Source organism: Curtobacterium sp. AC272 (genome assembly GCF_979258155.1).
Genome location: NZ_OZ409838.1, coordinates 2307318 through 2331353 on the forward strand (window position 1 = coordinate 2307318; position 24036 = coordinate 2331353).

At 71.2% G+C, this 24036-nt stretch carries 21 protein-coding genes and 4 pseudogenes; 9 read left to right on the plus strand and 16 right to left on the minus strand.

What is annotated here, in order from left to right; genetic code table 11:
• Nucleotides 1-7 precede the first annotated feature (7 nt).
• Together ACZZ0J_RS11745 and ACZZ0J_RS11750 are read right to left on the minus strand one after the other, a co-directional pair.
• Nucleotides 8-1267: an MFS transporter gene (locus ACZZ0J_RS11745; RefSeq protein WP_463437050.1), complete on the minus strand. Its 1260-nt coding sequence runs from the start codon at nucleotides 1265-1267 to the stop codon at nucleotides 8-10.
• Nucleotides 1264-1836, minus strand: a complete 573-nt coding sequence (locus ACZZ0J_RS11750; RefSeq protein ID WP_123671389.1) for an ArsR/SmtB family transcription factor — start codon at nucleotides 1834-1836, stop codon at nucleotides 1264-1266. The genes ACZZ0J_RS11745 and ACZZ0J_RS11750 overlap by 4 nt, the downstream gene beginning before the upstream one ends.
• A gap of 90 nt (nucleotides 1837-1926) precedes the next feature.
• On the opposite strand from ACZZ0J_RS11750, the gene ACZZ0J_RS11755 reads away from it, so the two are divergent.
• Nucleotides 1927-2442 carry a DUF1697 domain-containing protein gene (locus ACZZ0J_RS11755; RefSeq protein ID WP_463437052.1) on the plus strand — a complete coding sequence of 172 codons (516 nt, stop codon included), beginning with the start codon at nucleotides 1927-1929 and terminating at the stop codon, nucleotides 2440-2442.
• The gene (locus tag ACZZ0J_RS11760; protein WP_463437054.1) at nucleotides 2439-2726 is read left to right on the plus strand and encodes a VOC family protein; all 288 of its coding nucleotides are present in this window, start codon (nucleotides 2439-2441) and stop codon (nucleotides 2724-2726) included. Before ACZZ0J_RS11755 ends, ACZZ0J_RS11760 begins: the two co-directional genes overlap by 4 nt.
• A gap of 39 nt (nucleotides 2727-2765) precedes the next feature.
• Here ACZZ0J_RS11760 and ACZZ0J_RS11765 read toward each other — a convergent pair whose 3' ends face one another.
• Nucleotides 2766-5276 (minus strand): glycoside hydrolase family 65 protein, encoded by a 2511-nt coding sequence (locus ACZZ0J_RS11765; RefSeq protein ID WP_463437056.1) that lies wholly within the window; start codon nucleotides 5274-5276, stop codon nucleotides 2766-2768.
• A 76-nt stretch (nucleotides 5277-5352) separates the two neighbouring features.
• On the minus strand, nucleotides 5353-6120 hold the full coding sequence (locus tag ACZZ0J_RS11770) for an HAD family hydrolase (RefSeq protein ID WP_194647328.1): 768 nt from the start codon (nucleotides 6118-6120) through the stop codon (nucleotides 5353-5355).
• Between the two features lie 145 nt (nucleotides 6121-6265).
• Between ACZZ0J_RS11770 and ACZZ0J_RS11775 the strand changes: the two genes are divergently transcribed.
• Nucleotides 6266-7621 (plus strand): APC family permease, encoded by a 1356-nt coding sequence (locus ACZZ0J_RS11775; protein WP_463437058.1) that lies wholly within the window; start codon nucleotides 6266-6268, stop codon nucleotides 7619-7621.
• Between the two features lie 24 nt (nucleotides 7622-7645).
• Here the strand turns inward: ACZZ0J_RS11775 and ACZZ0J_RS11780 are convergent, their stop codons facing one another.
• From ACZZ0J_RS11780 to hxlB, 3 genes are all read right to left on the minus strand, one after another.
• Entirely contained in the window at nucleotides 7646-8386 is a 741-nt protein-coding gene (locus ACZZ0J_RS11780; protein WP_463437060.1) for an alpha/beta hydrolase, read from the minus strand.
• A gap of 189 nt (nucleotides 8387-8575) precedes the next feature.
• Nucleotides 8576-9199, minus strand: coding sequence for a 3-hexulose-6-phosphate synthase (gene hxlA / locus ACZZ0J_RS11785; protein WP_027466791.1), 624 nt, complete (start codon nucleotides 9197-9199; stop codon nucleotides 8576-8578).
• Nucleotides 9200-9210: 11 nt separating this feature from the next.
• Complete coding sequence (gene hxlB, locus ACZZ0J_RS11790) at nucleotides 9211-9774, minus strand: 6-phospho-3-hexuloisomerase (RefSeq protein ID WP_123339553.1); 564 nt, start codon at nucleotides 9772-9774, stop codon at nucleotides 9211-9213.
• Nucleotides 9775-10004: 230 nt separating this feature from the next.
• On the opposite strand from hxlB, the gene ACZZ0J_RS11795 reads away from it, so the two are divergent.
• Nucleotides 10005-10730: a helix-turn-helix transcriptional regulator gene (locus tag ACZZ0J_RS11795; RefSeq protein WP_463437063.1), complete on the plus strand. Its 726-nt coding sequence runs from the start codon at nucleotides 10005-10007 to the stop codon at nucleotides 10728-10730.
• Here the strand turns inward: ACZZ0J_RS11795 and ACZZ0J_RS11800 are convergent.
• The 8 genes and pseudogenes from ACZZ0J_RS11800 to ACZZ0J_RS11835 form a co-directional block, all read right to left on the minus strand.
• The gene (locus ACZZ0J_RS11800) at nucleotides 10714-11208 is read right to left on the minus strand and encodes a helix-turn-helix domain-containing protein (RefSeq protein ID WP_463437065.1); all 495 of its coding nucleotides are present in this window, start codon (nucleotides 11206-11208) and stop codon (nucleotides 10714-10716) included. The two genes, ACZZ0J_RS11795 and ACZZ0J_RS11800, sit on opposite strands and share 17 nt — an antisense overlap.
• A gap of 103 nt (nucleotides 11209-11311) precedes the next feature.
• Nucleotides 11312-12000: pseudogene (locus ACZZ0J_RS11805) on the minus strand (response regulator).
• Nucleotides 11997-14488 (minus strand): annotated as a pseudogene (locus ACZZ0J_RS11810) (ATP-binding protein). Before ACZZ0J_RS11810 ends, ACZZ0J_RS11805 begins: the two co-directional pseudogenes overlap by 4 nt.
• A gap of 125 nt (nucleotides 14489-14613) precedes the next feature.
• Nucleotides 14614-15219 (minus strand): potassium-transporting ATPase subunit KdpC, encoded by a 606-nt coding sequence (kdpC, locus tag ACZZ0J_RS11815; protein WP_463437067.1) that lies wholly within the window; start codon nucleotides 15217-15219, stop codon nucleotides 14614-14616.
• Nucleotides 15220-15221: 2 nt separating this feature from the next.
• Nucleotides 15222-17317, minus strand: a pseudogene (kdpB, locus tag ACZZ0J_RS11820) (potassium-transporting ATPase subunit KdpB).
• A complete protein-coding gene (gene kdpA / locus ACZZ0J_RS11825; RefSeq protein WP_214546600.1) occupies nucleotides 17314-19002 on the minus strand; it encodes a potassium-transporting ATPase subunit KdpA in 1689 nt (562 codons plus the stop codon). The pseudogene kdpB and the gene kdpA overlap by 4 nt, the downstream one beginning before the upstream one ends.
• Nucleotides 19002-19091 (minus strand): potassium-transporting ATPase subunit F, encoded by a 90-nt coding sequence (locus tag ACZZ0J_RS11830; protein ID WP_017887940.1) that lies wholly within the window; start codon nucleotides 19089-19091, stop codon nucleotides 19002-19004. The genes kdpA and ACZZ0J_RS11830 overlap by 1 nt, the downstream gene beginning before the upstream one ends.
• 227 nt (nucleotides 19092-19318) lie before the next feature.
• Complete coding sequence (locus ACZZ0J_RS11835; RefSeq protein WP_463437071.1) at nucleotides 19319-20266, minus strand: helix-turn-helix transcriptional regulator; 948 nt, start codon at nucleotides 20264-20266, stop codon at nucleotides 19319-19321.
• A gap of 94 nt (nucleotides 20267-20360) precedes the next feature.
• Here ACZZ0J_RS11835 and ACZZ0J_RS11840 point away from each other — a divergent pair.
• Nucleotides 20361-20747 (plus strand): annotated as a pseudogene (locus tag ACZZ0J_RS11840) (VOC family protein); the annotation flags it as partial.
• A 19-nt stretch (nucleotides 20748-20766) separates the two neighbouring features.
• Here ACZZ0J_RS11840 and ACZZ0J_RS11845 read toward each other — a convergent pair.
• Complete coding sequence (locus ACZZ0J_RS11845; RefSeq protein ID WP_463437073.1) at nucleotides 20767-21597, minus strand: putative RNA methyltransferase; 831 nt, start codon at nucleotides 21595-21597, stop codon at nucleotides 20767-20769.
• Between the two features lie 35 nt (nucleotides 21598-21632).
• Here ACZZ0J_RS11845 and ACZZ0J_RS11850 point away from each other — a divergent pair, with 35 nt between their 5' ends.
• From ACZZ0J_RS11850 to ACZZ0J_RS11865, 4 genes are all read left to right on the plus strand, one after another.
• Nucleotides 21633-21899: an SDR family NAD(P)-dependent oxidoreductase gene (locus tag ACZZ0J_RS11850; protein ID WP_463437075.1), complete on the plus strand. Its 267-nt coding sequence runs from the start codon at nucleotides 21633-21635 to the stop codon at nucleotides 21897-21899.
• Nucleotides 21896-22387 (plus strand): SDR family NAD(P)-dependent oxidoreductase, encoded by a 492-nt coding sequence (locus ACZZ0J_RS11855; RefSeq protein ID WP_463437077.1) that lies wholly within the window; start codon nucleotides 21896-21898, stop codon nucleotides 22385-22387. The genes ACZZ0J_RS11850 and ACZZ0J_RS11855 overlap by 4 nt, the downstream gene beginning before the upstream one ends.
• Before the next feature lie 76 nt (nucleotides 22388-22463).
• The gene (locus tag ACZZ0J_RS11860) at nucleotides 22464-23402 is read left to right on the plus strand and encodes an aldo/keto reductase (RefSeq protein ID WP_463437079.1); all 939 of its coding nucleotides are present in this window, start codon (nucleotides 22464-22466) and stop codon (nucleotides 23400-23402) included.
• A gap of 22 nt (nucleotides 23403-23424) precedes the next feature.
• Nucleotides 23425-23970 carry a GNAT family N-acetyltransferase gene (locus tag ACZZ0J_RS11865; protein WP_123339413.1) on the plus strand — a complete coding sequence of 182 codons (546 nt, stop codon included), beginning with the start codon at nucleotides 23425-23427 and terminating at the stop codon, nucleotides 23968-23970.
• Nucleotides 23971-24036 lie beyond the last annotated feature (66 nt).

Consider the following 24036-nt stretch of genomic DNA (forward strand, 5'->3'; position numbering starts at 1 on the left):
ATGCGGACTACGTCGTCACGCGGTCGACCGGCGCCCGCTCCGGAGCCGGTCGTTCCATCAGACGCCAGGCGCCACCCGTCAGCGGCGCGAGCGTCACGACGGTGTAGAGCACGACGACCGCCCCGAACGTCGCCTGCACACCGACACCCTCGGCCGCGAACCCGGCGAGCAGTCCGCCGAGCGGGATCCCCGCCCACGACCCGGCTCCGAGCAGCCCGAACACCCGAGCGCGCATGTGCTCCGGGATGCGCTCGAGCTCGACGGCACCGAGGATCGGGTTGAGTGACCCGGCGGCGAGGCCCGACACCGCCGAAGCCGCGAGCATCCACGGCAGCCCGAGGCCGAGCGTCGGCACCAGGAGCGAGGGCCCACCCGCGAGCACGAAGCACACGACGAACGTGATCCGGCGAGGCACGCGGTGTGCGACGTACCCGAAGGCCACCGACCCGAGGAACGCCGCACCCCCGAAGGTCCCGGTCACGAAGCCCAGCGCCTGCGCCCCGCCGAGGGTGTCGGCGGCGTAGAGCGGGAGCAACGTCGTCGACCGGGCCGCGTCGAGCAGGTTCGTGATCAGCACGAGGGCGATCACGAGCCGGAAGAACGGATCGCGGACGCAGAACCGGAACCCTTCGGCGATGTCCCGCCAGTACCCGTTGGTCGGAGCCGCGTCAGCGCTCACGGCCGTTGCGCCGTCGCCCGCTGGCCGGACCAGCACCGCAGCGAGCAGGGCTGCGGTGCCGAACGCCACCGCGGTGCAGACGAGTGCGGCCATCGGTCCCGCGGCGGCGACGAGCACCCCGCCGAGCGGTGCACCGATGAGCACCGAGAGTCGCTGGGACGCTTCGAAGTGACCGACCGCGCGCTCCAGCGGGACGCCGGCCGATCGTGCGAGTCCCGGGAGCAGGACCCGACGTGCGGACTCCCCGGGCAGGTCGAAGAGGCCGCTCACGAAGACGAGTGACAGGAGCGCCCAGAACGGCAGACCCACGGTCCAGGCGAGCACCGGCATCGCCAGCAGGGTCGCACCGCTGACGAGGTCCGACGCCACACTCGAACGGACGAACCCGACCCGTTCGACGAGCGCCCCGCCGAAGGGGCCGCCGAGGACGATGGGCACCGTCGCGGCGAAGGCGGCGATCCCGACGTCCGTCGCCGATCCGCCCCGGGCCAGCACGGCGAAGGGCACGGCCACGGTCGTGACGACGTTGCCGGTCCGCGAGACGACCTGGACCGCGAGCAGTGCACGCAACCGTGCCCGGGCGTTCACGGTCGCCCCATCCGGTAGCTCTGTGTGACGGCGATGACGCGCTCCGACCCGTCGCCCGGCGTGTGCGCGTCACTCACGGCCGTCCATCGCTCGACGACGGCACGCAGTTCGGCGCCGAGGCCGGTGAGTTCCTCGGCGGTCAGCCGCAGCACCTCGTCGGAACTGGTCGACGCCGCGACCCACTCACGGCCGAGCACCGGCGCCTGGTCGATGAACCGCCCGTACTCGGCCGCGTACGCATCGGCGACGGTGTGGTCGAGTGCCGTCGTGGCGAGCATGCGTTCCGGGTCGTCGAACGCATCGGCGAGGTCCCACGACGTGTGGTCCGCAGTCGCCCGCCACCACCGCTCCCGCCGGTCCGAACCGAGCTCCGGCGCCGGCTCGATGAAGTCCGCGTCGGCCAGCCGCTTGCAGTGGTAGCTGATCGTGCCGGGCGCCTCGTCGATCTCGTCGCCGAGCATCGCCGCGGTCTGCGGCCCACCGGAGCGGAGGAGCCCGACGATCCGCAGCCGGGTCGGGTGGGCGAGGGCGCGCATGTGGGCGGCGTCGTCGAGTCTGCGCACGGTCATGCTCTGACGATAGATGCACAATAACTGTTGCGCAATGATTCTTGTGCAGTTGATCGACTGGGACCGCCGCCACCGCGCTACGGTTCCGGCATGGCGAAGTGGATCGCGCTGCTGCGCGGAGTGAACGTCAACGGCATCACGATCAAGAACGCCGACCTCGCGGAACTGCTCCGCGGACTCGGCTTCGAGGACGTCCGCACGGTGCTCGCATCCGGCAACGTGGTGTTCGGCGCGGACGCCGAGGCGCCGACCCTGAAAGCCACGATCGAACAGGCGCTCCGCGAGCGCTTCGGCTACGACGCGTGGATCGTGCTCGTCCCGCACGACGACCTCGAAGGCATCGTCGAACGGTTCCCGTTCGACCGGGCCGACGATCGACACGACTATGTGGTGTTCGGCTCCGACGACGACGCCCTCGACGCGCTGCTCGCCGACCTCACGCTCGACGCCGCCGTGGAGCAGGTCGCCCGGGGTGACGGGGTCGTGTACTGGTCGTGCCCGAAGGGGTCGAGCACCGACACCGTGTTCGCGAAGCGGGCCGGGGCAGCACGCTTCAAGCGCACGACCACGACGCGCAACACGAACACGCTCCGGAAGTTCCTGTGACCCGAGGCGCCCTGCACCACGTCGAGCTCCGCACCGCCCGTCTCGCCACGGCGAGCAGCGCGTGGGGCTGGCTGCTCGGCGAGCTCGGGTACACGCCGTTCCAGGAGTGGTCGGATGGGCGGAGCTGGCGACTCGGCAACGTCTACGTCGTGCTCGAGACCGCACCGACGCACGGCTGGACCCGCCTGTACGAGGACCGGCACCCGTTCGCCGGCGGACCGGACCACCGTGCGGCCTTCCTGGAGGACGACGACCGCTTCAAGGTCGAGCTCGTCGCGAGCTGACCGGTCGAGCGGGGCCCTTCCGACCGCCGGACCGACGCCCTACGCCGTCGTCTCGTCCACGTCGAAGTCGCGCTGGAGCGAGATCGTCGGGATCGACGCCGTGATCACGGAGCCGTCGGCACGGAGCGTGCCCTGGATGTCGCTCGTGGTCGGTGCGTGCCCGGACATCCGCGGCCCCTGGTGCGGCAACGGAACAACGGTCGGCTCGCCGGCCTCGATGTCCCACTGCTGGTTGTGCACCCAGGCGGTGAAGCCCGTGCCGGTCTCGACCGTGAAGGTCATGGCGTCCTGCCCGAGGTCGACCCGGACCCGTGACCCGCGCACGGTCAGACGGTAGGTCAGCGAGTCCCAGTGCCGCGGCAGTCGCGGGTTGAACGTCATCCGGCCACCGTGGTCGCGCATGCCGCCGAACCCGTTGACGAGCGCACCCCAGATACCGCCGGTCGACGCGATGTGCACGCCGTCCGAGGTGTTGCCGTGCAGGTCGGCCAGGTCGACGTAGAGCGCCGTCTGGAAGTACTGGTCGGCGAGGTCGTGGTACCCGACCTCGGCCGCCATGATCGACTGCACGACCGCCGACAGCGTCGAGTCGCCCGTGGTGAGCGCGTCGTAGTAGTCGAAGTCGCGGCGCTTCTCGGCCGCGGTGAACTCGTGCCCCTGCAGGAACAGCGCGAGCACGACGTCGGCCTGCTTGAGTACCTGGAAGCGGTAGATGACCAGCGGGTGGTAGTGGAGCAGCAGCGGACGCTTGGATTCGGGGGTGTTCTCGAGGTCCCAGAGTTCCTTGTCGAGGAACTGGGCGTCCTGCGGGTGGATGCCGCGGTGCGGATCGAAGGGGATCTCCATCGACTCGGCGGCGTGCTCCCACTCGACGAGCTCGTCGGGGCGCAGACCGGTGCGCCGGACCATCCGGTCGTACTCCTCGACGTCGTCGGCCGCGAGCTCGCGGCACGCGTTGACCGCGAACCACAGGTTCGCCCGCGCCATGACGTTCGTGTAGAGGTTGTCGTCGACGACGGTCGTGTACTCGTCGGGCCCGGTGACGCCGTCGATGTGGAACTTCTTGTCGCCGTTGGAGCGCCAGAAGCCGAGGTCGGCCCACAGCCGAGCGGTCTCGACGAGCACGTCGATCGCCCCGCGCTTCAGGAACTCGGTGTCACCGGAGGCCCGCACGTACTGCATCAGGGCATGGGCGATGTCGGCGTCGATGTGGTACTGCGCGGTGCCGGCGGCGTAGTACGCGCTCGACTCCTCACCGTTGATCGTGCGCCACGGGAACAGGGCACCCCGCTGGTTCAGCTCGCGTGCCCGCGAGCGTGCCGCGTCGAGCATGTTGTAGCGGAACCGTAGTGCGTTCCGGGCGACGATCGGCGCCGTGTACGACAGGAACGGCAGGACGTAGATCTCCATGTCCCAGAAGTAGTGCCCGCCGTAGCCGGAGCCGGTGACGCCCTTGGCGGCGATGCCGTGCCCGTCGGTGCGGGCCGTGGCCTGCGCGAGCATGAACAGGTTCCACCGGACGGCCTGCTGGATCTCCGGCTGCCCGGCGATCTCGACGTCGCTGCGTGCCCAGTAGTCGTCGAGCCAGACGCGCTGCTTCTCGAACGTCTCGTCGATGTTCTCGGCGTGTGCCCGGTCGAGCGTGCGGTCGCAGCGGTCGGCGAGTTCGCGCACCGGGACACCGCGGGAGGTGTGGTACACCACGTGCTTGACGAGTCGGATCGGCTGCCCGGCACGCGCCTGGACGCGGTAGACGTGCTTGGCCAGGTCGTCGTCGATCGACGACGACTCGTCCCAGCTGTTCTCGGTCTCGAGGTGGTGCTCCACACCGACGCAGATGGTCATGCCGGAGCTGGACGCCTGGTACCCGAGCAGGGAACGGGCACCGGTGCTGCGCTTGAGCTTCGGTTCGAGCACCCGGTCGGTGAAGGCCTCGGCCTTGCGCGGGTCGAAGGCGTTCGCGGCGGCGCGCATCCCCGCGTGGTACTCGTCCTGCACGTCCTGGCGGTTCAGGATCTGGCTGGACAGCAGGATCGAGGCGTCCGCGTCGAGCACGGTGACCTCGTAGTCGATCACGGCGAGGTGCCGATCGGTGAACGACACCAGACGGCGGGACCGGATCAGCACGCGCTTGCCGGACGGCGTCGACCACTCGGTCTCGCGGAACAGGTAGCCGCCGCGGAACTCGAGGCGCCGCGTGTGGTGGAGGATGTCCGCCTCGGCCAGCACCAGGGGTTCGTCGTCGACGTACAGCCGGATCACCTTGGCGTCGGGCGCGTTGATGATCGTCTGGCCGGTCTTGGCGAACCCGAAGGCGTCTTCGGCGTGCCGGATCGGCCAGGTCTCGTGGAACCCGTTGATGTACGTGCCGTACTGCACACCGCCGCGGCCCTCGTCGAGGTTGCCGCGCAGGCCGAGGTACCCGTTGCCGACGGCGAAGTTCGTCTCGGCGACGCCCTGCTGGTCAGGGGTGTACTCGGTCTCGACGAGTGCCCACTCGTCGATCGGGTACCGGACGCGGTCGAGCGGGTCCGAGGTGATGGGGTTCATGGTGCTCCGTGGGAAGGGAGGGTGGCGTGGGGACGTCGGTTCGACCGGGAGGCGCGGCTCGCCTCCGGCGCGCTGGCTACGTCGTGCTGGTGGTCGCGTGGGGAAGGTCCGCGACCAGGTCTGCGAGGTCCGTCACGACGACGTCGGCACCGTGTTCACGCAGCGCGTCGGCGCCCGCTCCGCGGTCGACCCCGACGACGAGCCCGAAGGCCCCGTTCCGGCCGGCTTCGACACCACTGGTGGCGTCCTCGACCACGACGCACTCGGCAGCGGTCAGCCCGAAGCGCCCTGCGGCGTCCAGGTACGTGTCGGGGGCGGGCTTGCCGGCCAGTCCGTCCTGGCGGGCGACGAGCCCGTCGACCACGACGGTGAACCGGTCGAGGATGCCGGCGGTCCGCAGCACCGAGACGGCGTTCGCGGAACTCGAGACGACCGCGACGTGGAAGCCGGCGTCGATCGCGGCGGTGAGGAACCGGAGCGAGCCGGGGTACGGCTCGACGCCGTGTTCGTCCAGCTCAGCGGTGAACTCGGCGTTCTTCCGGTTGCCGAGACCGCACACGGTGTCGTCGTCCGGGCCGTCGTCCGGGGTGCCCTCCGGCAGGTCGATGCCCCGCGAGCCGAGGAGCGACCGCACGCCGTCGTACCGCGGCTTGCCGTCGATGTACGCGAAGTAGTCGGCCTGCGTGTACGGCGCGACCCCGTGCGCTTCGAGGTACGGCGTGAAGAGCCGGCTCCAGGCGCGCATGTGCACGTCGGCGGTGGGGGTGAGGACACCGTCCAGGTCGAACAGGAGCGCTCGCGTGTCCGCGAGTCGCGCGGGTGTGCGCCGGGTCGGCGTCGTCATCTGCAGCCCTTCAGGGAACGGGGTTCGTGGACGTTGCTCTCGTCGAGTCTAGGACCGCTCCAGGACGGGTGTTCACTCGCGGCCGGCGGCCTGTGAACTCCCTGAGCCGACGGTCGACACGCTGGTCCGGACGGAAGGCTCCACCATGACCAGCGACACCGCGGCGCCCCAGCACGACGGCGCCGGATCCAAGCTCAAGCAGGCCATCACCGGGCCGCTCCTGTACCTCTTCATCCTCGGCGACGTCCTCGGCGCCGGGATCTACGCGCTGATGGGCACCCTGTCGAAGGACGTCGGCGGCGCACTCTGGGCACCGCTCCTGCTCGCGCTGCTGCTGGCCCTCCTCACCGCGGGCTCGTACGCGGAACTCGTGACGAAGTACCCGAAGGCCGGCGGCGCCGCGGTGTTCGCCGAGCGTGCCTACAAGACGCCCATCGTGTCGTTCCTGGTCGGGTTCAGCATGCTCGCGGCCGGTGTCACGAGCGCCGCGGGCCTGTCGCTCGCGTTCGCCGGCGACTACCTCGGCACGTTCGTGGACCTGCCGCCCGTCCCGACCGCGATCGTGTTCCTCGCGCTGATCGCCTGCCTGAACGCCCGCGGCATCTCGGACTCGCTGAAGAGCAACGTCGTGATGACCGTCATCGAGGTCTCCGGGCTCGTGATCGTCATCGTGGTCGTCGCCGTGATGCTCGGCGGCGGAGGCGGCGACGTCTCCCGCATCGGCGCGTTCCCGGCCGAGGCGAACCCGGCGCTCGCGACCCTGAGCGCGGCGATCGTCGCCTACTACTCGTTCGTCGGGTTCGAGACCTCGGCGAACGTCGCGGAGGAGGTCCGCGAGCCGAGCCGGGTCTACCCGAAGGCCCTGTTCGGTGCCCTCGCCACCGCAGGCGTCGTCTACGTCCTCGTCGGTCTCGCCAGCTCGATCGCGTTGCCGGCGTCCGAACTGTCGGACTCGACCGGGCCGCTCCTGGCCGTGGTGTCGGCCAGCGGAGTCCCGATCCCGGACTGGGTCTTCAGCCTCATCGCCCTGGTCGCCGTCGCGAACGGCGCCCTGCTCACCATGATCATGTCGAGCCGGGTGACCTACGGCATGGCGGAGCAGCGACTGTTGCCCGCGCTGCTGGCGAAGGTGCTGCCGAACCGGAAGACGCCGTGGACCGCCATCATGGCGACCACCGTCGTCGCGATGCTCCTCACCCTGGTCGGCGACGTGGGTGTCCTGGCCGAGACCGTCGTGCTCCTGCTGCTCTTCGTGTTCATCAGCACGAACGTCGCCGTGCTGGTGCTGCGCCGCGACCGCGTCGACCACGACCACTTCCGCGTGTGGACGTTCGTCCCCGTGCTCGGCGTCGCGTCGTGCGTGCTGCTGCTGACGCAGCAGAGCGGGCAGGTCTGGCTCTACGCGACGATCCTGCTCGCCGTCGGCGTGGTGCTGTACTTCGTCGCCCGGATCACCGGGCGACGCTCTGGACGCGACCACGAGGCGGGCGTCATCCGCTGACGCGGCGCACCACGGGCCTCCCGGTCAGCGCAGGCCGGAGGCCGGCGGCAGGTCGCGCGCCCACTCCTCGATCGCCGACGAGATCTGCTCGCGGGCGGCTTCGCGGCTGATGGTCGCCGTGCGGTCGCCCGGCTGGTCGCCGTAGGCGCCGAAGTCGGCGTGGTTCGAGCCCTCGACCTCGGTCATCGTCGCGGTCGACGGCAGCAGGTGCCGGGCCGCGTCGACCTTGTCGGGCGTCGAGAGTCCGTCACGCGAGCCCGAGACGCTCAGCACGTCGATGTACGAGCTGCTGATGTCGTTCGCGCAGTAGCTGCCGAGCAGCAGCAGGCCGTCCGCGTCCTGCGCGAGCTGGCAGGCGCGGACCCCGCCCAGCGAGTGCCCGCCGACCGCCCATGTCGCGACGTCCGGCGCGTGCGCCTCGAAGGTGGAGAGCGGCCGGGTGTCGAAGAACGCGAGGTTCAGCGTCGGCTTCGTGATGACGACCGTCGTGCCGTTCGCGACCACCTGCCGGAAGGTCGCCATGTACGCGTACGGATCGACCTTCGCACCCGGGATGAACACGATGCCCTTGCCGTCGGCCTGCCCCGTGGGCGTCATCACCACGGAGTCACCGGCGTCCTGGACCGACACACGGTCGTCGCGCCAGACCTGCAGCGCAGCGCTCCGGGTGCCCTGCATGACGATGTGCGCCCAGACGAGGAACACCACCACGACCAGCAGCAGCACGGCGACGATCCACGCGGTCCACCGCAGTACTCGGTTCATGCGACCACCGTACGGCGCATCAGCACCTCGTTCCGACCGTCGGGCAGGGGATCGCCCGGTTCGTCGAGTGCGGACGGAGGTCACTCGGTGAGCAGAAAGGTCGGGTGCGGGATGCGCACTCGACCATTTCTGCTCACCATCGCGACGCGGACGACGCGGACGACGCGGACGCCGCGGGCGCCGCGGACGCTACTTGATCGCGGCGCGGATCTCCGCGGCTGCTGCGCCGACGTCCGACGCGCTGTAGATCGCGCTGCCGGCGACGGCGATGCGGGCACCGGCCTCCTGCACCGAGGCGACGGACGACGCGTTCACGCCACCGGCGATCGAGAACGGCACGCCCGACTCCTTGCCGGCGTCGAGCAGGGTCGAGAACGTGAAGCCCTCTTCCGCCTGCTCGTCGAGTCCGGCGTGGACCTCGACGAACTCGGCACCGAGCGCGACGACCTCGCGGGCACGAGCGGCCTTGTCGGAGACGCCGATCAGGTCGACGACGATGCCCTTGCCGTGCTTCTTCGCGGCCTTGACGGCGCCGACGATGGTCGAGTCACCAGCGACACCGAGGACGGTGACCAGGTCGGCTCCGGCCGAGAACGCGATGTCGGCCTCGAGCTCGCCGGCGTCCATCGTCTTGAGGTCGGCGAAGACGATCTTGTCCGGGTGGGCTTCCTTGATCGCGGTGACGGCGGACAGGCCGGCGCTCTTGATCAGGGGCGTGCCGAGCTCGAGGACGTCGACGTGCGGCGCGGCCGCGGCGGCGAGTTCGAGGGCGGCTTCGGTGGTCAGGGTGTCCATGGCGAACTGGAGCTGCATGTGGATGCCTTTCATTCGAGGTTTGCGTGTCGGGGCCAGAGGTCGTCGGCGGACTGCCCGCCGCGGGACCAGAGCGTGTGGAACAGCGCGTCGCCGACCAGGGCGACGGCCTGCTCGAAGAGGCTGCCGGCGTACTGCGCCGAGGCCGTGCCCGAGCGGTCGGTCTTCGTCGCTGCCGGCAGCACGAGGGTGACGTCCGCGACTTCGGACAACGGGGAGTCGTCGGTGGTCGACAGGGCGACGACGGACGCTCCGACGTCGTGCGCGGTGCGGGCCGCCTGCACGATGCCGGTGGTCGTGCCGGACCCGCTCGCGACGAGGAGCACGTCCCCGGGCCGGATCGCGGGCGTGGTGACCTCGCCGACGACGTGGACGTCGCGGCCGAGGTGCATGAGCCGCATCGCGGTCATGCGCAGTGCGAGTCCGGAACGGCCGGCACCGTGCACGAAGACGCGGTGGGAGCGGTCGATCAGGTCGAGGGCGCGCTCGGCCGACGCGTCGTCGACGTTCGCGGCGAGGTCGGTGACCTCGCGCACGATCACGTCGAACGCTGCGGGGACGGTGGGTTCTGCCATGTGCACGAGCATGCCGTCACGCGGGCCGCCGCACCGCTACCCGCGTCGGCAGGCATCCCACCCGATCGGGTGGCCCCGTCCGCACGGGTGGGACAGGTAGGTTCGGCTCCCATGGACGCCATCGCACCCGACCGGGAGGCCCGTGGCGAGCCCGCCAGTCGGCTCGCCGCCTCGAGCACGCCCGGACCGTCGCCGAGCAGGCGGACCGTCAGGCGCTCACCCTCGAGTCCGTGCTCGCCGTACTCCGGTCACCACGGGTGTCCGACGCCGCCGCGCGGGCCGAGGCCGTCGAGATCGCGTCGGCAGCACTCGTCGACCTGCGCACCGAGACCGACCACCAGCGAAGCACCCTGCTGGAGCCGGTCACCGGGGCGTTCTCGCGCCTCCGAGCCGACCTGCGCCCGCTCGTCCGGTTCGGCGACCTCGACGTGCAGTTCGTCGAGCCGCCCACCACCGGACGCGCGCTGCCCGGCGACGTCGCCCACGCGGCCCGCGCCATCGTCCGGACCGCCGTCCTCGCGCTTGTCGACGGTGGTGCGGCCAAGCGGGTCCGCATCCAGTGGGACTGCGACGGCCGGAACCTGCTCATGCAGCTCCGTGACGACGGGTCCGGCACCCTCGACGTGCACGACGACGCCATGCGGCCGATCGCAGAACGGGTCGTCACGCTCGACGGCCGCGTCCAGGTGTCGAGCACGCCGGACTGGGGCTCGGTCCTCGACATCTCGCTGCCCCTCGACCCCTCGCCGACCGAGGTGGACTCGGTCGCGGACGACGACCTCACCCCGCGGGAGCGCGACGTGCTGCGGCTGCTCGCGACGGGTGTCGGCAACCGCGAGATCGCCGAGGGCCTGGGCATCAGCGTCAACACCGTGAAGTACCACGTGGCGAACCTGCTCCGGAAGCACGGGGCCCGCACCCGTGCCGAGCTCGCCGCCTTCAGTTCCCGGGCGTGACCCGCCGCGACCGCGACAGCGGGTACCGGCGGTCGAGCGAGGGTTCGACGACGGTCGCCATCAGGAACTGCGAGAGCAGCTTGCCAGCGGCCCAGTAGACGGGGATCACGAAGATCGCGAACCCGGTCCAGACCCCGTCACCGATGAGGGCGATCGTCCCGAGTGTCACGACGATGCCAACACCCGAGTAGAGGTACTGCCACCCCCGCGTCGCCGACTCGCGTTGCACCTGCTGCTGCTCCGCCCGCTCGTCGAGTCCGCGCACTCCGGGCTCGAGGGACTCCCGCTCCTCGGTGACGAACAGGTCCCGCACGGGCACCTCGAGCGCCGCGGCCACCGACGACAGCGACTCCAGGCTCGCGTCGTTGCCGCTCTCCATCCGCTGCACCGTCCGCACCGCGAGGCCGCTCGCCTCGGCCAGTCGTTCCTGGGTCCACCCGCGCAGCCGCCGCAGCTCCCCGATCCGCATCTCGTTCATGCCCTGAACACTAGGGATCCCCGGAACGACGCACCACGACACGGACCCGACACCTGCACGACAGCGACCCGCCAGTCACGCGACAGCGGTCCGACCGCCTTCGTCACCGCCCTCCCGGCGCGAAGCGGTAGCCCATGCCGGACTCGGTGACCAGGTACCGCGGGGTCGCCGAGTCGGGCTCGAGCTTCCGCCGCAGCTGCGCCATGTACAGCCGCAGGTACCCGGAGTCGTTGCCGTGCGACGGCCCCCACACCTCCGTCAGGAGCATCTCGCGGGTCATCAGCCGGTCGGGGTTCGTGACGAGCACCTCGAGCAGGCGCCACTCGGTCGGGGTCAGCCGGATCGCGGGACCGCTGGCCGGGGTGACCTGCTTCGCGACGAGGTCCACGACGAGGTCGCCGATCCGGATCGTCGGCGCGCTGTCGACACCCGCCGGGGCACGGCGTCGTCCGAGGGCCCGCAACCGCGCCAGCAGCTCGTCCATCTGGAACGGCTTCGTCACGTAGTCGTCCGCGCCGGCGTCGAGTGCGTCGACCTTGTCGGAGGAGTCGGTCCGTCCGGACAGCACGAGCACCGGCACCTGCGACCACCCCGGATGCCCTCGAGCACCCCGATGCCGTCGAGCCGGGGCATGCCCAGGTCGAGCAGCACCAGGTCGGGCCGTTCGGTGATGACGGCGTCGATCGCCGCACGGCCGTCCTTCGCCGTCACGACCTCGTACCCGCGGGCGGCGAGCGTGACGGAGAGCGCTCGGACGAGTTGCGCGTCGTCGTCGGCGATCAGCACCTTCACCGGAGCTCCACTCCCACGTGCCCGGCGATCGGCAGCCGCACCACGACGGTGAGCCCACCGCCCGGGGTGTCATCGACCTCGATCGTGCCGCCCATGCCCTCGGTGAAGCCCCGCGCGAGTGCGAGACCGAGCCCGAGGCCCGTCTCGTTGTCGGTGTCGCCGAGCCGCTGGAACGGCTGGAAGACCTCGTCGACCCGGTCCGACGGGATACCCGGACCGTGGTCGGCGATCCGGAGCTCGACCCCGCCGCCGAAGGCGCTCGCCGCGACGCGCACACGGGTGCCGTCGGGTGCGTAGCGGACGGCGTTCGCGAGCAGGTTCACGACGACCCGCTGCAGCAGGACCGGGTCGGCGAGGACCGGGGCAGGTCCGCCGGCAGGTCGAGGTCGACGTCGTCGGGCCCGAGCTCGAGCTCGTCGAGCGCGGGGGCGACCACCGTGTCGAGGGCCAGCGGCCCGGACGCGACCGCGAGCACACCCGCCTGCACACGACTGACGTCCAACAGGTCCGCCAACAGCACCGCCAGCTGACCGAGGCTCTCGTCGGCGGTCGCGAGCAGTGCCTCCCGGTCGGCCCGTGACAGGTCGACGTCCAACGCACGCAACGACTGGACGGCGGCCGAGGCGGCCGCGATCGGCCGACGCACGTCGTGGCCGACGGCCGCGAGGATCGCGCTGCGGACGCGGTCCGCCGCGGCGATCCGCTCCGCGTCCAGCGCAGTGCGTGTCAACGAGCGGTGTTCGACCGCGGCGTCGAGCTGCTGCTCGACGACACGCAGCAGCCGGCGCTGGGTCGGGTCGTCCGGAGCGCCCGCGAACTCGAGCACGGCGCCGGACGGGAGGCTCGTGGCCGCGTCCGGCGATTCGCCGAACGTCCCCGACGTGGCCGGTTCCTCGTTCCCCTGCCGGATCCGGACGCCGGCGAACCCGAAGGCCTCGCGGGTGCGGTCGAGCAGGGCCTGCAGGGCGTCGTCGCCGCGGAGGACGCTGCCGGCGATCCCCATCAGCAGGCCCGACTCCGCCGCGGCGCGACGGGCAGCACGCGAACGTCTGGCGGACCGGTCGACCACGAAGCTGACGAGCACGGCGCTGATCACGTACATGACCAGGGCGAAGAGGTGCCACGGCTGCTGCACCGTGACCATGTGCAGGGGTTGGACGAAGAAGAAGTCGAGGCTCAGTCCGGACAGCACCGCCGTGAACACCGCCGGCCACATCCCGCCGACGAGCGCCACGACGAGCACCAGCAACTGGTACGCCAGGACGTCCACGGTGATGGCGTCGGGGTCGCTGCCGATCGACAGGACCCAGGTGAGCAGGGGCCCGACCAGGACCGAGAGCACGAACGCGGCGAGGACCCGTCCGCGGGACAGACTGCCGCCGAGCTTCGGCAGGGCGAAGCCACCACCGGCGCGCTCGTGCGTGACGACGTGCACGTCGATGTCGCCCGACTCACGGATCACCGTGTTGCCGATGCCCGGGCCGGTCAGGGCCGCGGCGAGCCGACTGCGACGGCTGACGCCGACGACGATCTGGGTCGCGTCGATCGACCGCGCGAACCGCACGAGGGTCGACGGCACGTCGTCGCCGACCACCTGGTGGTACGTCCCGCCGAGCTGTTCGAGCAGGGTGCGCTGGGCACCGAGCGCCCCCGGGTGCCGCTCGCGCAGGCCGTCGTTCGTCGTCACGTGCACGGCCGCGAGTTCGCCCCCGGCACTGCGTGCAGCGATGCGGGCCCCGCGGCGCAGCAGGGTCTCGCCCTCGGGCCCGCCGGTCAGGGCGACGAGCACGCGCTCCCGGGTCTCCCACCGGTGCTCGATGCCGTGCTCGGCGCGGTAGGCCTTGAGCGCGTCGTCGACCTCGTCTGCCAGCCAGAGCAGCGCGATCTCGCGCAACGCCGTCAGGTTCCCGAGCCGGAAGTAGTTCGACAGGGCCGCATCGATCCGGGCGGCCGGGTACACGAGTCCGTCGGAGAGCCGCTCGCGCAGGGCAGCCGGCGCCAGGTCGACGACCTCGATCTGGTCGGCCGCACGCACGACGGCGTCGGGGACGGTCTCGCGCTGCACGGTGCCCGTGATCTCGCGGACCACGTCGCCGAGGGACTGCATGTGCTGCACGTTGACCGTCGAGATGACGTCGATGCCAGCGGCTCGCAGCGCTTCGACGTCCTGCCAGCGCTTCTCGTTCGCACTGCCGGGAGCGTTCGTGTGCGCGAGTTCGTCGACGAGGGCGACCTCGGGCGCTCGCCGGAGCACCGCGTCGAGGTCCAGGTCGTCGAGCTCCACGCCGCGGTGGTCCACGGTGCGGCGTGGGATGACCTCGAGGCCGTCGACGAGCGCGGCGGTGGCGGCGCGTTCGTGCGTCTCGACCACGGCGACGACGACGTCCCGGCCCTCGTCGAGCAGCCGGCGGCCCTCCTCGAGCATGGTGAACGTCTTACCGACGCCCGGTGCGGCACCGAGCAGCACCCGTAGCTTGCCGCGCTTCACGTGCTCATCCTCTCGCGTCGAGTTCCGCAGCGGGTGCGAAGCCAGGCGCAGGGCGGGATCGCGCCCCGTGTGGTCATCGCGCCCCAGTGAGTCGGGGCGCGATGACCACCGCGAGGCGCAATCGATCACGAGGACGCCTTCGCCAGCGCGAGGTTCAGGGCCAGCACGTTCACGACGGGCTCGCCGAGGAACCCGAGCTGGCGCGACTCGGTGTGCTCGGTCACGAGCGTCCGCACATCGTCGACCGACATGCCCCGCGCGGACGCCACCCGCTGCACCTGCTGGAGTGCGTACTCGGGGCTGATGTCCGGATCGAGGCCCGAACCCGAGGCGGTGACCGCGTCGGCCGGCACCTCGGACACGGACACGCCGTCGGCCTTCGCGACCTCCTGCTGCCGCTCTTTGACGGCCTTCAGCAGGTCCGGGTTGTTCGGCCCGAGGTTCGAGCCGGACGAGGCCCCGGCGTCGTAGCCGTCCTCGCCAGCTGCGGAGGGCCGCGACTGGAACCAGCGATCAGCCTGCTTGCCGGAGAACGACTGCCCGATGATCGAGGACCCCACGACGGCGCCGGACGAGTCGGTGACCTCCGAGCCGTTGGCCTGCTCGTGGAACACCCCCTGCCCGACGCCCCAGACGGCGAGCGGGTAGCCGACGCCGAGCACGACGGTGGCGAGCAGGGTGAGGCGGATCGCCACACCAGCGGAACGGACGGTGGAACGTGCAGATGCCATGACTAGAACCCCGGGATGAGACCGACCACGAGGTCGATCAGTTTGATGCCGATGAAGGGGACGATCACGCCGCCGAGCCCGTAGACGAGCAGGTTGCGGCCGAGGATCGACGACGCTGCGGCGGCGCGGTACTCGACGCCGCGCAGGGACAGCGGGATGAGCGCCACGATGACGAGCGCGTTGAAGACGACGGCCGACAGGATCGCGGACGACAGGCTGTGCAGCCCCATGATGTTCAGGGCCGCGAGCCCGAGGAACGCCGCCTGGAACATCGCCGGGATGATCGCGAAGTACTTCGCGACGTCGTTGGCGATGGAGAAGGTGGTCAGGGCACCACGGGTGATGAGCAGCTGCTTGCCGATCCGGACGACGTCGATGAGCTTGGTCGGGTCGGAGTCGAGGTCGACCATGTTGCCCGCCTCCTTCGCCGCCGTCGTGCCGGTGTTCATCGCGACGCCGACGTCGGCCTGCGCCAGGGCCGGGGCGTCGTTGGTGCCGTCGCCGGTCATCGCGACGAGGTTGCCGCCCTCCTGTTCGCGCTTGATGTACGCGAGCTTGTCCTCCGGGGTGGCCTCGGCCAGGAAGTCGTCGACGCCGGCCTCGTGCGCGATGGCGGCCGCGGTGCGGGGTTGTCGCCGGTGATCATCACCGTGCGGATGCCCATCGACCGGAGCTCGGCGAACCGTGACGCCATGCCGTCCTTGACGACGTCCTTCAGGTGCACGACACCGAGCAGGGCGACCGCGCCGTCCGAGGAGCGGCGGCCGACGACCAGTGGGGTGCCGCCCTGGTCGGAGATCTCCGCGACGGTGGAGTCGATCGCGGCAACCAAACCGGCGTCGGGGGTGTCTGCCCAGGCCAGCACGGCCGCAGCGGCACCCTTCCGGATCTGCGACCCGTCCGGCAGGTCGAGCCCCGACATGCGCGTCTGCGCCGTGAACGGCACCTCGACGGCGCCGTCCGGCAGTGCCGGCGTCACCCCGGCGTCAGCAGCGAGCGACACGATCGAACGACCTTCGGGCGTCGAGTCCGCAGCACTCGACAGGGCTGCTGCCGCCATCAGCGAGGCCTCGGGCACACCCGGCACCGGCACCACGCGGGACGCCCGACGGTTGCCGTACGTGATCGTGCCGGTCTTGTCGAGCAGCAGGGTGGTGATGTCGCCGGCGGCCTCGACCGCGCGGCCTGACATCGCGAGCACGTTGTGCTGCACGAGCCGGTCCATGCCGGCGATGCCGATCGCCGAGAGCAAGGCCCCGATGGTGGTCGGGATGAGGCAGACGAGCAGGGCGATCAGGACGGGGACGCTGACCGTCGCACCGACGAGTCCCGCGATGGGCTGCATCGTCAGGCAGACGATCACGAACACGATCGACAGCGAGGCGAGCAGGATGTTCAGCGCGATCTCGTTCGGCGTCTTCTGCCGGGCTGCACCCTCGACGAGGCGGATCATCCGGTCGATGAACGTCTCACCAGGGGTCGAGGTGATGCGCACGATGATCCGGTCGGACAGCACCCGGGTGCCGCCGGTGACCGCACTGCGGTCGCCGCCGGACTCGCGGATGACGGGCGCGGACTCACCCGTGACGGCCGACTCGTCGACGGACGCGATGCCGTCGATGACGTCACCGTCGCCCGGGATGACCTCGCCCGCGACGACCACGACCACGTCGCCCTTGGCCAGGTCGACCGAGGCGATCTCCTCGGTCGCGTTGCCGGTCGCCGCTGCGTCGGCCGGGTCGTACACGAGCACCCGGCGGGCGCTCGTGGTCGAGCGGGTCTTCCGCAGCGTGTCGGCCTGCGCCTTGCCCCGCCCCTCGGCCACCGACTCCGCCAGGTTCGCGAAGACGACGGTCAACCAGAGCCACACCGCGATGGCGATGGTGAACGCGGACGGCTCGACGACGGCGGCGACCGTCGTCAGCGCGGCGCCGACCTCGACGATGAACATGACGGGGTTCCGCCACATCAGTCGCGGATCGAGCTTGCGCAGCGCGCCCGGGAGGCCCGCCACCAGTTGACGGGGTCCGAATGCGGACGAGCGGGTGGCCGGCTCCGGGGCGGTGGTCGCCTCGTGCTCGGAGGTCACGGATGTCATGACAGTCCTTCTGCGAGCGGGCCCAGTGCGAGCACCGGGAAGTAGGTGAGTGCGGTGACGATGACGGCGACGCCGCCGAGCAGCCCGATGAACAGCGGGCGGTGGGTGGGCAGGGTGCCGGCCGTCTCGGGCACGCGGTCCTGGGCGGCGAGCGACCCGGCGAGCGCCAGGACGAACACCATCGGGACGAAGCGGCCGAGCAGCATCACGACACCGAGCGCGGAGTTCATCCACGTCGTGTTCGCGGTGAGCCCGCCGAAGGCCGAGCCGTTGTTGTTCGCACCCGAGGTGAAGGCGTAGAGCAGCTCGGACAGCCCGTGGTTGCCGGGGTTGAAGATCGACGTGCCGAGCACCTGTTCGCGGACACCGGGGATCACGAGCGAGAGTCCGGTCGCGAGGAGCACGAGGGTCGGCGTGACCAGGATGTACAGCGCCGCGAAGGTCATCTCCTTGGCGCGGATCTTCTTGCCGAGGTACTCCGGCGTCCGACCGACGAGCAGGCCGCCGATGAACACCGTGATGACGGCGAGCACGAGCATGCCGTACAGGCCGGAGCCGACGCCGCCGGGGGTGACCTCGCCGAGCATCATGTTCAGCATCGCCATCATCCCGCCGATCGGCGTGAAGCTGTCGAACATGCCGTTCACCGCACCGGTCGAGGTCGCGGTCGACGTCGTGCCGAACAGGGTGGTGCCGAGGATCCCGAACCGGGTCTCCTTGCCCTCCATCGCGGCGCCGGCTGCGTGCGTGGCGAGTCCGCCGCCACCGAGCTCGGCGATCGACATCACCGACAGGGACACGAGGAAGATCGCGCCCATCACGGCGAGGATCGCGTAGCCCTGGCGGTCGTCACCGACCATCCGGCCGAAGGTGCGCGGCAGCGAGAACGGGATGACGAGCATCAGGAAGACCTCGACCAGGTTCGTCCACGCCTGCGGGTTCTCGAACGGGTGCGCCGAGTTCGCGTTGAAGTAGCCGCCGCCGTTCGTGCCGAGTTCCTTGATCGCCTCCTGCGACGCCACGAACCCGTCGGGCAGGTGCTGCGTGCCGCCGACCAGCGTGGTGACGTCGGTGCCGCTCCCCCACGACTGGATGACGCCGCCGGCGACGAGCACGATCGCGAAGACGAACGCGCCGGGCAGCAGCAGTCGACCGACGCCGCGGACGACGTCGACCCACACGTTGCCGAGCGTGCCGGACTTGCGCCGGGCGAACCCGCGGACCAGCGCCACGGCGACGGCGAGCCCGACGGCTGCGGACAGGAAGTTCTGCACCGCGAGGCCGGCCATCTGCACGCTGTACCCGACGGTGGCCTCGGGTGAGTACGACTGCCAGTTCGTGTTCGCGACGAACGACGCCGCGGTGTTGAACGCGAGCGACGGGCCCACGGCGGGCAGCCCGAGGTCGCCGGGCAGCACGACCTGGATGCGCTGCAGCAGGTAGACGAGCAGGAGGCCGACGACGCTGAAGAGCAGCACGCCGCGCAGGTACACGGGCCACGACTGCTCGGCGTCCGGGTCGACCCCGATCAGCCGGTACACCCCGCGCTCGATCCGGTTGTGCCGCACGGGTGTGAAGACCCGGGCCATCCAGTCGCCGAGCGGCCGGTAGGCGACGACGAGCAGCAGGACGAGCGTGGCGACTTGGACGATCCCCGCCCAGACGTCCGCGGTGCCCGCGCCCATCAGAACCGCTCCGGACGCACGAGCGCCCAGACGAGGTACACGACTGCGGCGATGCCGAGGACGGCGGCCGCGATGGTGATGCCGATCACAGCCGTTCCACCCCTTGGCGATCAGTGCCACCACGCCGAACACGGCGAGGACACCGGCGACGACGAACACGTCGAACACGAGGGACTCCAGAAGGTCTGCGGTGTCCGCGCCGGGCGACGCGGACGGCACCACGTGTGGTGCCGTCACCGATGCTGGGTCCTGCGCCGGGCCTCCAGGCCGCTCCTAACGGTTTCCTCACGCCGCCCCGGCGGACGCATGCGCCCCGCTAACGCGCGCTCGCCGCCCGGAGCCGCGTCGCCAGCGCACCGACGGCGACGCGGAGGTCCTCGGGACCCTCGACCACGAAGTCGACCGCGAACCCCGCGAACGCTCCGGCGAGCCCCGACCAGGACCACGAGCCGAGCGTCACGCGGCTCCGTTCGTCGGACAGGGGTTCGACGACGGCGTCCTCGGGCAGGTAGGGCGTGATCGTCCGTGCGTCGGCGGCCGTCACGGTGACCGAACCGACGCACGGCCACACGTCGGCCTGCGCCGATCCCTTGAACCGCGCCGACACGAAGGCCGCGGTGTCGCCACCGGGCACGGGCCGCTGGGTGAAGGGCACCCGTGTGCGCATCCGCGGGGTGATCCGGTCGACACGGTGGGTGCGCCAGTCGTCGCGGTCGAGGTCCCAGTCGAGCAGGTACCAGCGACCGTTCCGGGCGACGACGGCGTGCGGTTCCACCCGGTGCAGGGTCTCGTCCTCGCCGTACCCGAACCGGAAGACCTCGCGCAGATGGACAGCCTCGCTCACCGCGACGAGCACGTCCGGGTCGGTGCGGGTCCGCCCGGACGTCGAGACCGCCTGCACCGCGTCGATGCGCGATCGAAGCCGCGCGGGCATGACCTGCCGGACCGTCGCCAGTGCTCGGGCAGCCGACTCGGCGATGTCCGCGCCCGACGCGGGCGCGACGGCGAGCGCCAGGGCGATCGCCACGGCCTGGTCGTCGTCGAACAGCAGGGGCGGCAGGTCCGAGCCCGCTGCGAGCCGGTACCCGCCGGCGGGCCCGCGCAGTGCCTCGACCCGGTACCCGAGCTCGCGGAGCCGGTCGACGTCGCGGCGGACCGTGCGAGGGCTGACCTCGAGGCGTCCGGCGAGCTCGTCGCCCGGCCAGTCACGGTGCACCTGCAACAGCGACAGCAGCGCGAGCATGCGCGAGGAGGGTCCGGCCATGTCGATCATTCTCGCCGGAGAAGCGGACACGATCTGGCCGCATTGACCGTCATCCTCGTTCCATGACGATCACGACGACTCCCACCTCAACTTCGACGGCAACGCCCGCGAGGCCCTCGACTTCTACGCGGCGGCGCTCGGCACCGAACCGCAGTCCATGACCTACGGCGCGATGGGCGCCACCGACGAACCCGCCTGGGCCGACCGCATCGTCTGGGGGCAGGTGCAGACCGCCAGCGGCATCCGGGTGATGGCCTTCGACGTGTGGCCCGGCCAGCCCTACGACCAGGGCACGAACGCCTTCTACGTGTACCTGAGCGGCACGGATGCGGACGAGATCACCGCAGCGTGGGAGGGGCTGTCCGAGGGCGCGGAGATCCGGCAGCCGTTCGGTCCCGCGGCGTGGTCCCCGCTCGCCGGCCAGCTGCGCGACAAGTTCGGGGTGATCTGGGCGCTCGACGTCGCCCCGGCTCAGGAGTAGTCGGTCGCGGTGGTCGCGGTCAGCGCGTTGGCGTCCACGTCGACACGGTGACCGCGGCCGTCACCGTCGCCGGGGCGAACGCCGCGTCCGGAGCGACGTGGTGGTGGCTCGGCCCCATGTGCACGACGTCGTGGACGTCCTCGGCGGAGAGGTCCATCGTCCAGGTCAGGTCCTCGGAGGACCGCAGGACGAACGACGGCGTGAGCGAGTCGTGCAGCCGCCGCTCCTTCTCCGGGTCGACGGAGATCGTCGCCTCGGCCAGCTCAGCCAGGTGGCCGGTGCGCGGGGTCACGACGACCAGCACGCCGTCGGGGTGCAGGACGCGGGCGTACTCGGTCTGGTTGCGCGGTGCGAAGACGTCGAGGACGACGGCGGCAGCGTGGTCGACGACCGGGAGGCGCTCGGTCACGTCCCCGACGACGGCTCCGGCACGTTCGTGGACGCGGGCCGCCCGTCGGATCGCGATGGCCGACAGGTCCAGCGCGACCCCGAGCCTCCCGTCCGCACCGTCCGGAACGTGCGCTGCGTCCAGCGCATGCGCCAGGTAGGTCCCCGGACCGGACCCGACGTCGAGCACGATGCCGGGTGCCGTCGCCTCGGCGACCACCTCGGCGAGCGCCCGCTCGACGGGCGCGTAGTGCCCGCGCCCCAGGAACCGCAGCCGGGCGTCGACCATCTCCGGGGTGTCCGCGGTGAGTGCACGGCGCCTCGCGGGCAGGAGCGTCAGGTGGCCCTGCTTCGCCTCGTCGAACCGGTGCCCGGTCGCACAGCCGACCTGGCCGCCGTCGACCCGGCCGAGGGGCTCGGCGCACACGGGGCAGGCGAGCATCGGCAGCAGGTCGTCACGCACCGGCCCAGCGTACGGGGCCTCGCTAGCCTGGCCGGATGTCGCTGCAGCAGCTCTTCGGTCTCGACGGACGCACCGCCCTGGTGACGGGAGGCAGTTCCGGCATCGGACAGGCGATCGCGGTCGCTCTGGCGGACGCGGGAGCGCACGTGCGCATCGCGGCACGGACGGCTGCGACCGTCGACGCCACCGTCGCGGCGATCCGGCAGGCGGGTGGCTCGGCCGACGGCATCGTCGCGGACCTGTCCACGCGCGCCGGGCACACGCCCTCGCCGACGCGGCGGGTGACGTCGACGTCCTCGTGAACTCCGCGGGGATCAACCTCCGGCCGCCGATGGCCGACCTCGACGAGGCCACCTGGGACGCCACGATGGCCGTGAACCTCGACGCCCCGTTCGTCCTGGGGCAGCGTCTCGCGCCCGGCATGGCAGCACGTGGCCACGGCCGGATCATCAGCATCAGCTCGCAGCAGGCGCACCGTCCGTTCGCCGCGAGCGGCGCGTACGGGGTCTCCAAGGCCGGCCTGGAGGCACTGGCCCGGTCCCAAGCGGAGGCCTGGTCCGCGCAGGGGGTCACCTCCAACGTCCTCATCCCCGGTTTCGTGCGCACCCCGCTCAACGAGCGGCTCGGTTCCGACCCGGCCGCGGTGTCAGCGCTCGCGGCGCGGACGCTGGTCGGCCGGAACGGACTCGCTTCGGACTTCGCCGCCGCTGCCGTGTTCCTCGCCGGCCCTGGTTCGGCGTACGTCACGGGGCAGTCCATCGCGGTCGACGGCGGGTTCTCCGTGCACTGAGCGGGTGTTCGATGCGCCGGCCTGGGGTACTGGCAGGGCCTGCCTGCACCGGGGACCGGCTGGCAGGATCGTGGGCGTGAAGACACTGGAGTTGCCACAGACGGACCTCACCGCCTCCGACGTCGTCGTCGGCCTGATGCGGATCAACGACATGAGCGACGAGGACATCCGCGCGCTCTACAGCGCCTCGCGTGACGCGGGCGTGAACATGTTCGACCACGCCGCGGTGTACGGCGAGTGGCACGGCTGCGAGGAGCGGTTCGGCGCGGCCGTCACGCTGTCGCCCGCGGAGCGCGCCGAGATCGTGCTGCAGACCAAGGTCGGCATCCGTCCGACCCCGAACGGCGCGTACTTCGACTTCTCGTACGAGCACATCCTCGAGTCGGTCGAGGAATCGCTCACCGCGCTGCAGACCGAGTACGTCGACGTCCTGCTCCTGCACCGCCCCGACGCCCTGGTCGAGCCCGAAGAGGTCGCGAAGGCCTTCGACGAGCTGCACGCCGCCGGCAAGGTGCACCACTTCGGGGTCTCGAACCACACCCCCGGCCAGGTCGACCTGCTCAAGAAGCACGTCCGCCAGCCGCTCGCGTTCAACCAGGTGCAGCTGAGCATCACCCACGCCAACGTCATCGCGCAGGGCCTCACGGCGAACATGGGTGGCCTCGACCAGTCGATCTCCCGCGACAACGACATCCTCAACTACTCGCGGATCAACGACATCACGCTGCAGGCCTGGTCGCCGTTCCAGAAGGGGTTCTTCGATGGCGTCTTCCTCGGCGACCGCGAACAGTACGCCGACCTCAACGACGCCCTCGAGGAGATCGCCGCCGCGCACGGGGTCACCCCGACCGGCATCGCCGTCGCCTGGATCACCCGGCACCCCGCGCACTTCCAGGTCGTCCTCGGCACGACGAACCCGCAGCGTGTCCGCGACTCGGCGGCTGGCTCGGACGTCGAGCTGTCGCGTGAGGAGTGGTACCGGATCTTCACCGCTGCGGGGCACACCGTTCCGTGAGTCCGTCGGGCAGGGTGGAGTCGTGCTCCACGACCTCACCCTGCCCGTCCGCCTGTCCGCCCGCGCCGGTTCGGTGGTGGTGCGGAACGCGGCCGACGGCGACCTCGACGCCCTGATGGCGCTGTTGTCCGACGACCCGATCAGTGCCGCCCGCGGCGATGTCGCCGCCCCGGAGGACCGCCCGCAGTACGCCGCGGCGCTTCGATCGATCACCGAGGACCCGACGAACGCGCTGCTGGTCGCCGAGGACGAGTCCGGTCGGCTCGTCGGCACGCTGCAGCTCACCCGGATCCCGGGCATGGCCCGCCGCGGTTCGACGCGGTTGCTGGTCGAGGCCGTCCGCGTGAGCAGCGCACTCCGCTCCGGCGGCATCGGCAGCGCGCTGATGCGCTGGGTGACCGACGTCGCAGCGCCGGACCTCGGGACCCCGCTCGTGCAGCTCACCTCGGACGCCGCCCGGACGGATGCGCACCGGTTCTACGAGCGCCTCGGCTTCACCGGATCGCACGTCGGCTTCAAGTACCGGGTCCCCGACCCTTCCGCCATCCCGCCTGATATGTCACACTGAGACCAGTCGCCCCATCGAGGTGGGTGCGGAAGTGATCCCCGGGAGCTCCTGCGGCTATAGCGGGGC

What these genes read in the sequence shown, in the direction of transcription:
- ACZZ0J_RS11750 (WP_123671389.1), bottom strand. Translation starts at nt 1,836, where the DNA reads ATGACCGTGCGCAGACTCGACGACGCCGCCCACATGCGCGCCCTCGCC.
- ACZZ0J_RS11755 (WP_463437052.1), top strand. Translation starts at nt 1,927, where the DNA reads ATGGCGAAGTGGATCGCGCTGCTGCGCGGAGTGAACGTCAACGGCATC.
- ACZZ0J_RS11765 (WP_463437056.1), bottom strand. Translation starts at nt 5,276, where the DNA reads ATGAACCCCATCACCTCGGACCCGCTCGACCGCGTCCGGTACCCGATC.
- ACZZ0J_RS11770 (WP_194647328.1), bottom strand. Translation starts at nt 6,120, where the DNA reads ATGACGACGCCGACCCGGCGCACACCCGCGCGACTCGCGGACACGCGA.
- ACZZ0J_RS11775 (WP_463437058.1), top strand. Translation starts at nt 6,266, where the DNA reads ATGACCAGCGACACCGCGGCGCCCCAGCACGACGGCGCCGGATCCAAG.
- ACZZ0J_RS11780 (WP_463437060.1), bottom strand. Translation starts at nt 8,386, where the DNA reads ATGAACCGAGTACTGCGGTGGACCGCGTGGATCGTCGCCGTGCTGCTG.
- hxlA (WP_027466791.1), bottom strand. Translation starts at nt 9,199, where the DNA reads ATGCAGCTCCAGTTCGCCATGGACACCCTGACCACCGAAGCCGCCCTC.
- hxlB (WP_123339553.1), bottom strand. Translation starts at nt 9,774, where the DNA reads ATGGCAGAACCCACCGTCCCCGCAGCGTTCGACGTGATCGTGCGCGAG.
- ACZZ0J_RS11800 (WP_463437065.1), bottom strand. Translation starts at nt 11,208, where the DNA reads ATGAACGAGATGCGGATCGGGGAGCTGCGGCGGCTGCGCGGGTGGACC.
- kdpC (WP_463437067.1), bottom strand. Translation starts at nt 15,219, where the DNA reads ATGGCATCTGCACGTTCCACCGTCCGTTCCGCTGGTGTGGCGATCCGC.
- kdpA (WP_214546600.1), bottom strand. Translation starts at nt 19,002, where the DNA reads ATGGGCGCGGGCACCGCGGACGTCTGGGCGGGGATCGTCCAAGTCGCC.
- ACZZ0J_RS11835 (WP_463437071.1), bottom strand. Translation starts at nt 20,266, where the DNA reads ATGGCCGGACCCTCCTCGCGCATGCTCGCGCTGCTGTCGCTGTTGCAG.
- ACZZ0J_RS11850 (WP_463437075.1), top strand. Translation starts at nt 21,633, where the DNA reads ATGTCGCTGCAGCAGCTCTTCGGTCTCGACGGACGCACCGCCCTGGTG.